Source organism: Mesorhizobium sp. C268A (assembly GCF_040324475.1).
Lineage (GTDB): Bacteria > Pseudomonadota > Alphaproteobacteria > Rhizobiales > Rhizobiaceae > Mesorhizobium.
In genome coordinates this window covers 1,156,856-1,170,223 of sequence record NZ_JAMYVX010000001.1, presented here as the reverse complement: position 1 = coordinate 1,170,223, position 13,368 = coordinate 1,156,856, and the positions used below count along the sequence as shown (strand labels likewise).

The window sequence follows — 13,368 nt, the reverse complement described above, 5'->3', positions numbered from 1 at the left end:
GGGTTCGACGGGATGCGACCTTCTTACGGAAATGGACGTTGGCGCTCCACGCGCAACGACCCCACAGTCGCCTTCGGCGACATCTCCCCCTCCAAGGGCCCTCAAGGGGGAGATCAGCTAGCTAGCCCACCTCTCGCAACTTCGCTTTCACCTCGAGAAAATCCCGCCACGCCAGTTTCTTGTGCGCCGGCGTCCGCAAGAGATAGGCCGGGTGCAACGTCGGCATGGCCGGAATGGCAGTGCCCGACACCGTCGTGTGCACCTGCCAATTGCCGCGCAGGCGCAGGATGCCCTCGGTAGTGTTGAGCAGGGTTTTGGCCGAAGGGCCGCCGAGATTGACCAGCACCTTCGGATTGACCAGCTCTATCTGCCGCTCGATGAAGGGACGGCAGATTTCGGTCTCGTGCGGCGTCGGCGTGCGGTTGCCGGGTGGCCGCCAGGGAATGACGTTGGCGATATAGACCGAGGTGCGATCAAGCCCGATCGCCGCCAGCATGCGGTCGAGCAGTCTGCCGGAGCGGCCGACGAAGGGAAGGCCCTCAATGTCCTCGTCGCGGCCGGGCGCCTCGCCAACCAGCATCACCGACGCTTCCGGATTGCCGTCGGCAAAGACCAGGTTCTTGGCGGTGAATTTGAGGTTGCAGCCGTCGAAGGACGCCATGTGCTGGCGCAGCGCGTCGAGCGTCGAGGCGCTTGCCGCCATTTGCCGGGCAAGAGCCGCCTGCGCCTCGTCGGGCACCGTCGCGGTGGCCGGCACGGAGCGCGCCGGCGCGTCCGGCACCCGGCTCGCATCCAGACCAGGGCTTGCCGTGGCTTGTTCCGGTGCCTTGTTTTCGCGAGGCGGCGCGGCTGGCGCCGGTGCGCGCTCGGGGCGCTTCGGTGCTGCCCCGGCAAACCGGTTCACCGGCGCGTCCTCCAACGCTTCGTCGACACCGGCAGAGGCGTAGAAGGCGAGCAACTCGGCCAGGTCGGATCGGTTGTTGGGGGAGGCGGCAGTCATACCGGGCACATTCGTCCGCCGAGAGACGATTTGCAAGGTTGGGCGGTTAGTAATCTCCCCCTCAAGGAGGGAGATTACGCGCTCGTCGGCTTTCGCCAATCACGAAGGGCATTTCGTGGCGATTTTCACGGCGTCTGCCGCTTACCCCGTCGGTATCCGCGGATCCTGCACCAGATAGAACGTCCAGCGCGGCGTGTAGTCGGTGATCAGAAACTCGAAGCGTCCCCTCTTCAGCGGGTCGATCTGTCCACTCTTGAACAAGAGCCGGTCATAGGGTTCGAAATCGCGGTCGAAATCGGCGTACGCGCTCGACAGGATGTTGTCGGGCGTCTTGTTGCGCTGGTCGAAGGACAGGCCGTCGCCGAACACGCTCGGCTGGTTGAGTATCTCCTGCAGCTCGAACTGGAATTCGACCCAGGCCTGGCCGCTGTTGTTGAGCACCTCGATACGCATGTACAGGATGCCGTTGGCGAATTCGCCGTTGGTGCTGAACGGCTGGATCGGTTTGGTGGTGCGGATGGTGAGCGTCACCGGCGTCGACGAATTCAGCTCCTCGGAGATGACCAACGGATCTTCCTTGGTGCCGGTGCCCGAGGCGCCGGTGATGTGGAAACCGCCAAGCTCGTCGGAAAAGGAATAGGCGCCGGTCGCCCACACCTTCACCGGCTCGGCCTGAGCGCGAACCGGCGTAAGCATTGAAAGGGCGAGAAGGATCGCTCGGCAGGTCCGGCCGGGCGGAAGGGGGAAGCGCGTCAATGAATAGCCGGACGGCGTGCGCATGGAAATAAGTATGGCCGATAAGAGAGCCGTCGAACAATTAAAATATGGGACGCTGAGCGCGGCCGCGCGCAAAACGCTTGCGGCAGAGTTGTTATCCGCGACTTTTTGTCGAAATCGGCATTGTCACGTCAGCGCCGGTTTCCTGTCGCGGATTGATGCGCTATGCAGCGCAGGAGCCAGCAAAATGCCGGAAACGGTTGGCCAGAGCGGAGGGGTTGATGAGCGAGATCGAACGCGAGAGCATGGAATTCGACGTGGTCATCGTCGGGGCCGGCCCGGCGGGCCTTGCCGCAGCGATCCGTCTCAAGCAGGTCAATCCCGAGCTTTCCGTCGTGGTGTTGGAAAAGGGCGGCGAGGTTGGTGCCCACATTCTGTCAGGCGCCGTCGTCGATCCCATAGGCATCGACCGCCTGTTGCCGGGCTGGCGCGAGGAAGATGGCCACCCCTTCAAGACGCCGGTTACGGCCGACGATTTCCTGGTGCTCGGCCCCGCCGGCTCGTTCCGTCTGCCCAATATCCTGATGCCGCCGCTGATGAACAATCACGGCAACTACATCGTCTCGCTCGGCAATGTCTGCCGCTGGCTGGCAACCAAGGCTGAAGCGCTAGGCGTCGAAATCTATCCGGGCTTTGCTGCCGCCAGCCTCGTCTACAACGATGCCGGCGCGGTCACGGGCGTCGTCACCGGCGACATGGGCGTCGAAAAAGACGGCACACATGGCCCGGGCTTTGCGCCGGGCATGGCGCTGATGGGCAAATACGTGCTGATCGGCGAGGGCGCGCGCGGTTCGCTGTCCAAGCAGCTGATCGCAAAATACAAACTGTCCGACGGCCGTGAGCCCGGCAAGTACGGCATCGGCCTCAAGGAGCTGTGGCAGGTCAAGCCCGAGAACCACCGGCCGGGCCTGGTGCAGCACTCCTTCGGCTGGCCGCTCGACCTGAAGACAGGCGGCGGCTCCTTCCTCTACCACCTCGAGGATAACCAGGTCGCGGTCGGCTTCGTCCTGCATCTCAACTACAAGAACCCCTGGCTGTCGCCCTTCGAGGAATTCCAGCGCTTCAAGACGCATCCGGCGATATCGCGCACCTTCGAGGGCGCCAAGCGCATCGGCTACGGCGCGCGCGCCATTACCGAAGGCGGCTGGCAGTCGGTGCCGAAACTCTCCTTCCCCGGCGGCGTGCTGATGGGGTGTGCGGCGGGCTTCGTCAACGTGCCGCGCATCAAGGGTTCGCACAATGCGGTGCTGTCCGGCATGCTGGCGGCCGAGCATGTCGCGCAAGCGATCGGCTCCGGCCGCGCCAATGACGAGCTGTCGTCTTATGAGGACGCCTGGCGCGCGACCGATATCGGCAAGGATTTGAAGAAGGTCCGCAACGTCAAGCCGCTCTGGTCGCGCTTCGGCACCATTATCGGCGTCGGCCTCGGTGGTCTCGACATGTGGCTGAACACGCTGTTCGGCTTCTCGCCCTTCGGCACGCTGAAACATGGCAAGGCCGATTATGCCACGCTTGAGCCCGCGGCCAAGCACAAGAAGATCGCCTATCCCAAAGCGGACGGCGTGCTGACCTTCGACCGCCTGTCGTCGGTGTTCCTGTCCAACACCAACCACGAGGAAAACGAGCCGGTGCATCTCATCGTCGGCGACATGGAGTTGCAGAAGCGTTCCGAGCATGATGTCTTTGCCGGGCCTTCGACCCGCTATTGCCCGGCCGGTGTTTACGAATGGGTCGACAAGGACGGCAACGCCGCCGCCGATCCGTCTGCCAAAGATGTGCGCTTCGTCATCAACGCGCAGAACTGCGTGCACTGCAAGACCTGCGACATCAAGGATCCCAACCAGAACATCAACTGGGTGCCGCCACAAGGCGGCGAAGGCCCGGTCTATCAGGGCATGTGAGCCTCACCGACCGGGGCCGTCTCAACCAGCAAAAATGGCGGCGATGGCCGGGTTTACCAAGGCATGTAAGGCGCTCGGCGCCAAAGATTGTTGAAACCGTCGTCTGCTTGTGGTCTCATTGCCGCGTCCATGGGGAAAATGGCATGCGCGTGTTGGTCTTGTTTTGCGTCGCCGTCATAAGCGCGGCCTGCGGCGTCGTCGGGACGGCGTCGGCGGGGGTGAAAACCGTCGTCAAGACGCGAACCTATGACATCACCGGCACGACAGGTGCCGGTCTGGTTATCGCCATGAACCGCAGGGGCCCCAAGCACGGTTTCATGACCCACGCCATCGCGCAGACAAGCTACACCGCCGACTGGAGCCTGGACGTGGGTCAGGTCAACGGCGTCTGCCGCCTGCGCCAGGCCAATGGAACGCTCAACATCGCCTACACCTACCCGCGCGTCGCCTCGGCCGTCACGCCGGCGCTGCGCAAACGCTGGAACCGGTTTTTCACAGGCGTTCTCGCTCATGAAGGAACCCATGGCCGTATCGCCGGGCAGATGATGCAGGCTGCCGAGCGGTCGGTTCGCGGCCTGAAATTTGCCAACGATCCGCAATGCAACAAAACGCGCGTCGAAGCCACGCGGCGCTTGCAAGCCACTTCCAAGCTCTATGAGGCAAAACAGATCGCGTTCGACGCGCGCGAGCACAGTGAAGGCGGCCATGTCGAGCGCATCATCGAGGCCTTGGTAGGCTTGTGAAACCGTAAGCCCCGTGGCGTACGATCTAGCCGCCCATGCTGGGCTGGATCAGCGACACAGTCGCGGTAGAATCCTCGTCGGCCGGCTTGGTCTCGTCGCGCATCAATGAAAATTCCACCATCACCGGCAGATGATCGGAGCCGGTCTCTTCCATCTGCGTCGACGACAGGATGGTCACCCCGCCCTTCGAAAACACCTGGTCGATCGGCAGGCCCGCATAGCGCCGCAGGAAATCGGGCAGGGTCCGGTGGATCCAGGTCGGTCCGGCCGACGGCATCACGGTCAGTCCGCCGAGCGAGGCAACGCGCCGTACCGCGGCGCTCCACGGCACGGCGTTGCAGTCGCCGGCCATGATCGCCGTCTCGCCGAGCGAGGTGAGCGTCTCGGTCAACTCGCCGATCTGCCAGTATTGTTCCTTCGGCCACGGCCAGCTCAAATGGATCGCCGCGACATCGACCGGAGTGCCGCCGAAATCGATGGTGGCGGCCGCCATCGCGCCGCGCGGTTCGCAATGCGGCTCGGTGCCGGCCGCAAAAGGTCGCCGGGACAAAAGCGCCACGCCCCACACGCCGTCGGGATGGGCGCACAGGATGCGATAGGGATAGGCGTTCTGGATATAGCCGAGTTCGGTCGCCCACATGGCCGATACTTCGTCGAGCGTGATCACGTCTGGGTTGGTCCTGGCGATCAGCGAAAGAACCTTCTTGGGTGTCGGATTGTTGAAACGCAGGTTCATCTGCAGCAGCCGGTAGACCGGTTCGTTGCCGGGCGCGGCGTCATTGGCGGCCTGCACCGGCCACAGGCGCGGCAAGGCGCTCAACGTGCTGGCGAAGGCGGCCACGGCCAGCAGCAGGCCCACGCCCGCCTGCAGGCGAAACGAGGTGGCGAGCAGCGGCAGCGCAATCAGCCCCATCAGCACGGCAAAATGGATGCGGAAATGGGCGAAGGAATCGAAGGCCGGATGCAGTGCGCCAAAGAACCCGGCTACAAGCGCGGCCGAGAGGCCGAGCATTGCCAGGAACGCCATTGAAGCCATCATCTTTCGCACGCGTGCCATCAGACCGGGTTTTGCCCATAGACCGGGTAATACATTGCCGAGGTATCAGGCCTTTATCGGCTGAAATGCGGCCCAATCAAGATGACGAAACGCCTCGCGGCAAACATTTACGGCAAGCCGGTCTACTGAAAGGCCGTCTCCGAAAAGCTTCTCAGCTTGCGCGAATGCAACCGTTCCATCGGCATTTCCGCCAGCTTCTCCATCGCCTTGATGCCGATGGTCAGATGCTGCGCCACTTGCCGCTTGTAGAATTCGGTCGCCATGCCGGGCAGCTTCAACTCGCCATGCAGCGGCTTGTCGGAGACGCAAAGCAGCGTGCCGTAGGGCACGCGGAAGCGGAAGCCATTGGCGGCGATCGTGGCCGATTCCATATCGAGCGCGATGGCGCGCGACTGCGACAGCCGCTGCACCGGTCCGCGCTGGTCGCGCAGTTCCCAGTTGCGGTTGTCGATGGTGGCGACGGTGCCGGTGCGCATGATGCGCTTGAGATCATAGCCGGAAAGTCCGGTGACTTCGGCGACCGCCTCCTGCAGCGCCACCTGGATCTCGGCCAGCGGCGGTATCGGCACCCACACCGGCAGGTCATCGTCCAGCACATGGTCTTCCCGGACATAGGCATGCGCCAGCACATAGTCGCCCAGCGCCTGAGTGTTGCGCAGGCCGGCGCAATGGCCGAGCATCAGCCATGCATGTGGCCGCAGCACCGCGACATGGTCGGTGATCGTCTTGGCGTTGGACGGGCCGACGCCGATGTTGACCATGGTGATGCCGCCATGGTTCGGCTTCTTCAGATGATAGGCTGGCATCTGAGGCAGGCGCGGCGCCGCCACGCCTTCGCTGGGCGCGTTTTGCCCTGCCTTGGTGATGACATTGCCCGGTTCGACGAATTCGGTATAGCCGTGGCCGCCTTCAGCCATCTGGGCCCGCGCTCGGGCGACGAACTCGTCGATGTAGAACTGGTAGTTGGTGAACAGCACGAAGTTCTGGAAATGCTGCGGGCTGGTCGCCGTGTAGTGCGTCATGCGGTGCAGCGAATAGTCGATGCGCTGCGCCGTGAACGGCGCCAGCGGCCTTGGTTCGCCGAACGCGACCTCGAAGGTACCGTTGGCGATCTGGTCGTCGGTGCCGTCGAGATCCGGCACGTCGAACAGGTCGCGGATCGGCCGTTTGATGCGGTCGGCGGCGGCGCCATCGACATGGGTTCCTTCAAGGAACGCGAAATGCAGCGGGATCGGCGTGGTCGATTCCGAAACCGTTACCGGCACGCCGTGATTGCGCATGATCAGGCGAAGCTGCTCTACGAGATAGCGTTCGAACAGCACCGGCTGGGTGATGGTGGTCGAGAAATGCCCGGGGGTCGGCATGTGGCCGTAGGCCTGGCGCGAGTCGATCTGGGTGAACGAATTGGTGGTGACGCCGATCTCCGGGTAGAAGGCGCGGTAGCGCTTGCTTTCGTCGCCGCCGGCGGCAAGCGTGGCAAAGGAGTCGCGCAGAAACTTGGTGTTGCGGTCGTAGAGCACCTGCAAGGCGGCCACGGCCTTTTTGGCGTCGTCGAAGCTCTGCTTGCCGAAAGGCTCCGGCATGACGACCGATTCGATAGCTTGTGGGTAGATTCGCTTTTCCATGGCTCAATATAGAGACTTGAGGCCGCACTTGGGAGGGGAGGGTGGCCGCCAAGTGGTCGATTTATTCGTCCACGCCCAAGGTGTGCTGAGATTCAGGTAAGGCTGAGCCGGAGTCGAGGACGGGCGCGAAGCGACCAAACTGGTTGGCTTCGAGAACCGGAGCGGAGCGTACTCGAAGCATGTGAGCACCAAGGCCGCCACTTGCAGGCCGGCATCACCTTAATACCGGCACACCTTACCCGCGCTGCAGACTGACCAGCAAGACAAAGCCGACGCCATGCTTCTTCGTCGCCGGCGCGTCGATCGTCGTGTCGGCATTGGCCCGCATCATTGGCATGGCCAGGACCGGCGCCGACAGCACGACCAGGACGAGCGCCGCCCGCGGCAGGAGCCGAAGGGTCTGGAGGGCGTTGATGGCGATGCGGTTCATGGCTTTTGCTTTTCTGTTTGGATCTATGTCTTTGTCGTCTCAGGGGCGAAAATGGTTCATGCAATCGAATTGGCAGGAACTGGCTGCATCCCAGGAACGGGCCGGGCGGCCGGCTTCGGCCACGAGGATGGCGAAGAGCATCCCGAACAGGCTCATCAACAGGCAGACGATGGTGAAGCGGCGAGCGAGCATTTGCGTAGTGTCTCCTTGAACACGCCATCAAAATGCCCTGATGCGACTGAACCGGCGCTGATGCCGACGTTCATCTGCGGTTCAAAGTGATTGACGAGGTCTTAGAGAGAGCGTCGGTTCGGGTTTGCGCCGCCGCAAACGGCACGGTCGTCGCTATGGCGCGGACCGTCCTGCAAAAGAAAACGGGGCCTGTGAAGGCCCCGTTGGTCAACTCAAAGCAGCAAGATCAGAGCTTGTGCCAGGTCTGGCTCTTGCAGATCAGCCCGCCGAGCACGCAGCCGCTCATTTTGAGCGAGGTGCCCGACAGTGTTGCCTTGCCCGAATAGGTCTTGTCGTTTGCCGGATCGGTGATGTTGCCGGCATATTTGTTGGCCCCGGCCGCCTTGAGCGAACCGATGGTCTTCCCGGCATATTTGCCGGTCTTCAGGGTGATGGAGAATGAACCGCTGCCGCCGATAACTGCTGTGTCGCCGGCTTGTGTCTTCCAATTGCCTTCGATCGGATCGGCCCAAGCCGCACCAGCCATCATCACGGCGGCCGCCAGGGCCAAGCTCACTTTGCGAAACATATCTGTCCTCCCTGGTTTAGATGGGGCAGCCGCCTCTCTGCCCCTTACGCAAACGTAAGCTAATCCAGCTCCCGGCAAAACAAAAGCGTGCCGCGACGGAAGGTTTCGCAATTTTCATGCGGGGTCGGGAGAGTGCAGCCCGTGGAAATAAACGATCGAGGCGTTGGCTTTGGTTCGCGTGGTTAGCAGAGTGTTGATCGGCGCCTTGCAAATTTTCGTCAAATCGGTCGAGAAACGGCGGGATTGCTGACTTTGTATCCTTAACGAATTTCCGCGTTTACCTCTTGTTTTAGCTTTGTTTTCTCCAAATTAAGCACGCCATTTAACGACGGATTCAAGGCTCGGCCTCATTCTCGGAAGCATCGAAAGAGCGGCTCCCCAGGGAACACCGGGGGACAGAAGAGGCCCGCTCTCGGGAGCCAGACAGGGGACTAAAATGGCACGTTTTGAAATGCTTGAAGCCGGCTTCGGCGCCATGGGGGCAACTGCCCAGGCCGACATTCTTTTCGAACTGGGCATGATGTATGCGACCGGCCGCGATTGCGAGACCGATGTCGTTGCCGCCCACAAATGGTTCAACATCGCCGCCATCAAGGGCTCGGTCCGCGCCGCGGAACTGCGCTCGGAACTGTCGGCCGCAATGTCCAAGGTCGAGATCGCCAAGGCGCTGCGCGAAGCCCGCGAATGGATGACGATGCACTGAGATCGCGAGCAGATTATCGCAGGCAGATTATCGAAAACAGGGAAGCCCCGGGATCAAGACCGCAAAGACGGTCGGAACCGGTGAAACGACAAGGCCGCGACAAGACGGCCGACCATGAAAGAACAAGAACGCGGCAGGCCGGCACGGTCCAGTCGTGCACAATGGGGACGGCGGGCAGGTTTTCGTGGCGCGGGGGCGCATGGGGACTGCTACGAGCAAAAAGCCACGACCGGCCGGAACAGGCTGGCGTGGCTTTTGCGTTGATGAGGCCCAATCGAGCGGCGCCGATGCGCCTAGACAGGCCCAATGAAGGATGAAATTGTCCCGCCTTCGGAAAGAAGCGCGGCCAGAGCGGCTGCGCGAGTGTGGGAGGAGTTCTATCACCATGAAAAAAACGGGTATTTTGAGCGCGGCCGTATTTGGCCTGATGATGAGCGCGCCGGTTGCCTTTGCCGATGACATCACCATTTCGGTGGTCGGCCCGATGACCGGACAGCTCGCCACGATCGGCGATCAGTTCAAACAGGGCGCAACGGCAGCCGCCGACGCGATCAACGCCGCCGGCGGCGTCAACGGCTCGATGATCAAGCTCGACATCGAGGACGACCAGTGCGATCCCAAGCAGGCGGTTTCGGTGGCCAACCGGATCGTTGCCAACAGCGTCAAGTTTATTGACGGCCATGCCTGTTCGGGTTCGAGCATCCCGGCGTCCGCCGTCTACGCCGAGGCCGGCGCGCTGATGATGAGCCCAGCCTCTTCAAATCCCGAGCTGACTGACGCCGCCGCCAAGGCCGGCTGGCCGACGATCATGCGTCTCTACACGCGTGACGACGCGCAAGGCGCCTTCATCGGCCCGTGGATCGCCAAGAAATATGCCGGCAAAAATGTTGTTATCCTGCATGACAAGAGCGCCTACGGTCAGGGCGTTGCCGATGCCGTGAAGGCGACGATGAATGCCGGTGGCCTCAAGGAAATCGACTATGAAGGCATCAATGCCGGCGAGAAGGACTATTCGGCTCTTGTCACCAAGCTGAAGGACCTCAAGGCCGATGTCGTCTATTTCGGCGGCTATCACCCGGAAGCCGGGCTGATCCTGCGTCAGTCGGCTGAGCAGAGCGTCAAGTTCCAGCTGATCATGCCGGACTCGATCGCCTCGCCGGAATTCTGGCAGGTCGCCGGCCCGGCCGGCGAAGGCACCATGTTCGTCTTCCCGTCCGACCCGCAGGCCAAGCCGGAAGCCAAGGAAGCCATCGCCAAGATCAAGGCGGGCGGCTTCGTGCCGGAAGGCTTCACGCTGTTCTCCTATGCCGTCGTTCAGGCCTTTGCAGAAGGCGTCAAGCGCGCCGGAACCGACGATCCGGTCAAGGTCGCCGAAGCGCTGAAGAACGGCACGCCGTTCAGCACCGTGGTCGGCGAGGTCACCTTCGACGAGAAGGGCGATCTGAAGAACGCCAGCTACGACATCAACCAGTGGCATGACGGCAAATACGCGCCGATCGCGCAGTAATCGTCCGCATACTCACGGAAATAATGGCCGGGCTCGTCCCGGCCATTTTTGTTCAAGGGTCCAGGCGGCTATGCAGCCTCTTCGGCAAAGCGCACCAGCACCGTTCCGTCGGTGACCTGCGCGCCCTCCGTGGCGATTTCGGCGATGACGCCGTCATGGCTGGCCGAGATCGTGTGCTCCATCTTCATCGCTTCCAGGATCAGCAGCGGCTGGCCCTTGCTCACGGTCTCGCCTTTTGCCGCGCGCACCAGCTTGACCAGGCCCGGCATCGGCGCGCGCAGGCTGCCGGAAGCAGCGGCGGCCTCGTCGGTTCGCGCCAGCGGATCCGGGACGAGGAAACTGTAGCCGACCGCGCCTTCGAACACGGTGACGTGGCCTGGCCAGCGGGCAAGGCGAGGGGCGGCGCGAAGATCGTGCGAGTTGACGCTGTCATAGGGCGCGTCCAACGCCACCACGAAGCGCCCGTCCGGCCGCACTGAAACACGCGCCAGAATATCGTCCTCGCCATGGCGTAGCCGCGTGCGCCGCGCAACAGTGTGGAAATGCGCATAGCCGGCCAGCGACGACCACGGATCGTCCGATGGCGGCAACGCACCGGCGCCGGCCGCTGCAAGCGCTGCCGCGGCAACGATCTCGCTGCTCGGCGGGGCGACCGCAGTCAGCGCTTCCTGATGCCTGCCGATCAGGCCGGTATCGACGTCGCCGACGGAAAAATCGGCGTCCGCGGCAAGTGCCGCGAGAAAGGCGGTGTTGACGGTCGAGCCGGCAATCTCGGTCTGCGACAACGCTGTGCCGAGCGCATCGAGCGCCGCCTGCCTGTCCCTGGCGTGGACCACCAGCTTGGCGATCATTGGATCGTAGAAGGGCGAGATCGCATCGCCGGCCCGCACGCCGGTCTCGATGCGCATCGTGGCGCCTTCGGGAGCTTTGTCGGGAAATCTCAGGTGATGCAGCGTGCCGGTCGCCGGCAAAAACCCTTTTGCCGCGTCCTCGGCGTAGATGCGCGCCTCGAAGGCGTGACCCGAAAGTGCGATCTCGCCCTGCGTCTTGGGCAGCTTTTCGCCGGATGCCACCCGCAACTGCCACTCGACAAGATCGGTGCCGGTGACCATTTCGGTGACGGGATGTTCGACCTGCAGGCGGGTGTTCATTTCCATGAACCAGAAGCGGTCGGCCTTCAGCCCTTGCGAGGCATCGACGATGAATTCGATGGTACCGGCGCCGGAATAGCTGATTGCCTTGGCGGCCTTGACCGCCGCTTCCGTCATCGCCTTGCGCAGCGCCGGCGTCATGCCGGGCGCCGGCGCTTCCTCGATCACCTTCTGATGCCGGCGCTGCGCCGAGCAGTCGCGCTCAAAGAGATGCACGGCGTTGCCAAAATTGTCGCCGAACACCTGGACCTCGATGTGGCGCGGCTTGTCGACATATTTTTCGACCAGCACGCGGTCGTCGCCAAACGCGGCCTTGGCTTCGCGCCGTGCGCCCGAAAGCGCCTCGGAGAAATCGTCGGCATGTTCGACCCGCCGCATACCTTTGCCTCCGCCGCCGGCACGCGCCTTGATCAGCACGGGATAGCCGATCTCGCGCGCCTTGGACGCCAGCAGCACGATCTCCTGCGCCTCACCATGGTAGCCCGGCACCACCGGCACGCCGGCCTTTTCCATCAGCCGCTTGGCCGCGTCCTTCAAGCCCATGGCGCGGATCGAGGCGGCCGACGGGCCGATGAAGGTGAGCCCTGCCGCCACCACCTGGTCGACGAAATCAGGGTTTTCCGAGAGGAAACCGTAACCGGGATGGATCGCTTCGGCACCTGTCGCCAGCGCGGCCGCGACAATCTTGTCGCCGCGCAGATAGCTTTCGCCGACGGGCGAAGCGCCGATATGCACCGCCTCGTCGGCCATTTCGACATGCATGGCCTTGGCATCGGCGTCGGAATAGACGGCGACGGTGCGCACACCGAGCCTGCGCGCGGTGCGGATCACACGGCAGGCGATCTCGCCGCGATTGGCGATCAGGATCTTGGCGAACATGGAGCCTCCCGGTTTTGCGTTGGTCGACGTCGGCATCCCTTCGCGCCCCCCTCTGTCCTGCCGGACATCTCCCCCACGAGGGGGGAGATTGGCAGCTTTGAGGCTGCTGCCCTTCTTTCAACGGTGGCGATTGGCGAAAGCCGGCGTGACGTCCGATCTCCCTCCAAGTGGGGGAGATGTCCGGCAGGACAGAGGGGCGCGCTGTCCCGCCAGCGTGTCAGGGCAACCATTCGTGCATTACCGACCTCTCCCTTACCAAGGGAGCGCCCTATCGAAGTCGTCTCTATAGCAGTCGTTTGATCCATGAGTTCAGCCCTCCCCAAGAGCGGCAACGGCACGCTGGTTCGGCCGTCTGATCATCGAAGCAGCAGAAGGTAACTGTATCAGGCACTGCATTCAGTTGCAGGAAGGCGCTTACGGCGCCAACGGCGATCCCGGTCGCCTGGTCTTTCGGATAGCCGTAGATGCCGGTCGAGATCGCCGGAAATGCCACCGTCCGGCAATTATGGTCGAATGCGATTTCAAGCGACCGGCGGTAGCAGGAAGCGAGCAGTCCGGCTTCGCCCCTGCTGCCACCTTGCCAGACTGGCCCGACCGTGTGGATGATGTAGCGCGCCGGCAGCCTGTAGCCCTTGGTGAGCTTTGCATCGCCGACCTTGCAGCCATTGAGCATCCGGCATTTGAATTCGAGCTCCGGGCCGGCCGCGCGGTGAATCGCGCCGTCGACACCGCCGCCGCCAAGCAGCGAGGAATTGGCGGCATTGACGATGGCATCGACCGCAAGCCTTGTGATGTCGCCGGTGTGGATGCTGATGCGTTGGTCGAACTTGCTCAT

At 62.9% G+C, this 13,368-nt stretch carries 13 protein-coding genes; 4 read left to right on the top strand and 9 right to left on the bottom strand.

Translation table 11 applies throughout. From position 1 onward, the window contains the following. Positions 1 to 121: 121 nt before the first annotated feature. Together NKL06_RS06000 and NKL06_RS05995 are read right to left on the bottom strand one after the other, a co-directional pair. The gene (locus NKL06_RS06000) at positions 122 to 1,000 is read right to left on the bottom strand and encodes a uracil-DNA glycosylase (protein ID WP_023692822.1); all 879 of its coding nucleotides are present in this window, start codon (positions 998 to 1,000) and stop codon (positions 122 to 124) included. A 141-nt stretch (positions 1,001 to 1,141) separates the two neighbouring features. Further along, the gene (locus tag NKL06_RS05995; RefSeq protein ID WP_023698594.1) at positions 1,142 to 1,696 is read right to left on the bottom strand and encodes a hypothetical protein; all 555 of its coding nucleotides are present in this window, start codon (positions 1,694 to 1,696) and stop codon (positions 1,142 to 1,144) included. A 302-nt stretch (positions 1,697 to 1,998) separates the two neighbouring features. Between NKL06_RS05995 and NKL06_RS05990 the strand changes: the two genes are divergently transcribed. Beyond that, the gene (locus tag NKL06_RS05990) at positions 1,999 to 3,678 is read left to right on the top strand and encodes an electron transfer flavoprotein-ubiquinone oxidoreductase (RefSeq protein ID WP_023692823.1); all 1,680 of its coding nucleotides are present in this window, start codon (positions 1,999 to 2,001) and stop codon (positions 3,676 to 3,678) included. Continuing rightward, positions 3,675 to 4,421: a DUF922 domain-containing protein gene (locus tag NKL06_RS05985; protein ID WP_488505237.1), complete on the top strand. Its 747-nt coding sequence runs from the start codon at positions 3,675 to 3,677 to the stop codon at positions 4,419 to 4,421. The genes NKL06_RS05990 and NKL06_RS05985 overlap by 4 nt, the downstream gene beginning before the upstream one ends. A 25-nt stretch (positions 4,422 to 4,446) precedes the next feature. On the opposite strand, the gene NKL06_RS05980 is transcribed toward NKL06_RS05985, so the two are convergent. From NKL06_RS05980 to NKL06_RS05960, 5 genes are all read right to left on the bottom strand, one after another. Next, positions 4,447 to 5,460: an endonuclease/exonuclease/phosphatase family protein gene (locus NKL06_RS05980; RefSeq protein WP_155927408.1), complete on the bottom strand. Its 1,014-nt coding sequence runs from the start codon at positions 5,458 to 5,460 to the stop codon at positions 4,447 to 4,449. A 140-nt stretch (positions 5,461 to 5,600) separates the two neighbouring features. Then, positions 5,601 to 7,061: an AMP nucleosidase gene (locus NKL06_RS05975; RefSeq protein WP_023731828.1), complete on the bottom strand. Its 1,461-nt coding sequence runs from the start codon at positions 7,059 to 7,061 to the stop codon at positions 5,601 to 5,603. Positions 7,062 to 7,338: 277 nt separating this feature from the next. Next, positions 7,339 to 7,533, bottom strand: a complete 195-nt coding sequence (locus NKL06_RS05970; protein WP_023670200.1) for a hypothetical protein — start codon at positions 7,531 to 7,533, stop codon at positions 7,339 to 7,341. Between the two features lie 39 nt (positions 7,534 to 7,572). Next, entirely contained in the window at positions 7,573 to 7,725 is a 153-nt protein-coding gene (locus NKL06_RS05965; RefSeq protein WP_023692826.1) for a hypothetical protein, read from the bottom strand. A gap of 226 nt (positions 7,726 to 7,951) precedes the next feature. Continuing rightward, a complete protein-coding gene (locus tag NKL06_RS05960; RefSeq protein WP_023687258.1) occupies positions 7,952 to 8,293 on the bottom strand; it encodes a DUF2147 domain-containing protein in 342 nt (113 codons plus the stop codon). A 436-nt stretch (positions 8,294 to 8,729) separates the two neighbouring features. Here NKL06_RS05960 and NKL06_RS05955 point away from each other — a divergent pair, with 436 nt between their 5' ends. Both NKL06_RS05955 and NKL06_RS05950 read left to right on the top strand, forming a co-directional pair. Beyond that, positions 8,730 to 8,996 carry an SEL1-like repeat protein gene (locus NKL06_RS05955; RefSeq protein WP_006199745.1) on the top strand — a complete coding sequence of 89 codons (267 nt, stop codon included), beginning with the start codon at positions 8,730 to 8,732 and terminating at the stop codon, positions 8,994 to 8,996. 385 nt (positions 8,997 to 9,381) lie between these two features. Further along, positions 9,382 to 10,503 (top strand): branched-chain amino acid ABC transporter substrate-binding protein, encoded by a 1,122-nt coding sequence (locus tag NKL06_RS05950; RefSeq protein ID WP_023692827.1) that lies wholly within the window; start codon positions 9,382 to 9,384, stop codon positions 10,501 to 10,503. A 68-nt stretch (positions 10,504 to 10,571) separates the two neighbouring features. Here NKL06_RS05950 and NKL06_RS05945 read toward each other — a convergent pair whose 3' ends face one another. Beyond that, positions 10,572 to 12,533: an acetyl/propionyl/methylcrotonyl-CoA carboxylase subunit alpha gene (locus NKL06_RS05945; protein ID WP_023692828.1), complete on the bottom strand. Its 1,962-nt coding sequence runs from the start codon at positions 12,531 to 12,533 to the stop codon at positions 10,572 to 10,574. 283 nt (positions 12,534 to 12,816) lie between these two features. Beyond that, the gene (locus NKL06_RS05940) at positions 12,817 to 13,368 is read right to left on the bottom strand and encodes an O-acetyl-ADP-ribose deacetylase (RefSeq protein ID WP_023692829.1); all 552 of its coding nucleotides are present in this window, start codon (positions 13,366 to 13,368) and stop codon (positions 12,817 to 12,819) included.

Bases quoted from the DNA above. Each gene is read 5' to 3' on its own strand.
- NKL06_RS06000 (WP_023692822.1), bottom strand. From the start codon at position 1,000: ATGACTGCCGCCTCCCCCAACAACCGATCCGACCTGGCCGAGTTGCTC.
- NKL06_RS05995 (WP_023698594.1), bottom strand. From the start codon at position 1,696: ATGCTTACGCCGGTTCGCGCTCAGGCCGAGCCGGTGAAGGTGTGGGCG.
- NKL06_RS05990 (WP_023692823.1), top strand. From the start codon at position 1,999: ATGAGCGAGATCGAACGCGAGAGCATGGAATTCGACGTGGTCATCGTC.
- NKL06_RS05980 (WP_155927408.1), bottom strand. From the start codon at position 5,460: ATGATGGCTTCAATGGCGTTCCTGGCAATGCTCGGCCTCTCGGCCGCG.
- NKL06_RS05975 (WP_023731828.1), bottom strand. From the start codon at position 7,061: ATGCCGGAGCCTTTCGGCAAGCAGAGCTTCGACGACGCCAAAAAGGCC.
- NKL06_RS05970 (WP_023670200.1), bottom strand. From the start codon at position 7,533: ATGAACCGCATCGCCATCAACGCCCTCCAGACCCTTCGGCTCCTGCCG.
- NKL06_RS05965 (WP_023692826.1), bottom strand. From the start codon at position 7,725: ATGCTCGCTCGCCGCTTCACCATCGTCTGCCTGTTGATGAGCCTGTTC.
- NKL06_RS05960 (WP_023687258.1), bottom strand. From the start codon at position 8,293: ATGTTTCGCAAAGTGAGCTTGGCCCTGGCGGCCGCCGTGATGATGGCT.
- NKL06_RS05955 (WP_006199745.1), top strand. From the start codon at position 8,730: ATGGCACGTTTTGAAATGCTTGAAGCCGGCTTCGGCGCCATGGGGGCA.
- NKL06_RS05950 (WP_023692827.1), top strand. From the start codon at position 9,382: ATGAAAAAAACGGGTATTTTGAGCGCGGCCGTATTTGGCCTGATGATG.
- NKL06_RS05945 (WP_023692828.1), bottom strand. From the start codon at position 12,533: ATGTTCGCCAAGATCCTGATCGCCAATCGCGGCGAGATCGCCTGCCGT.
- NKL06_RS05940 (WP_023692829.1), bottom strand. From the start codon at position 13,368: ATGAGCAAGTTCGACCAACGCATCAGCATCCACACCGGCGACATCACA.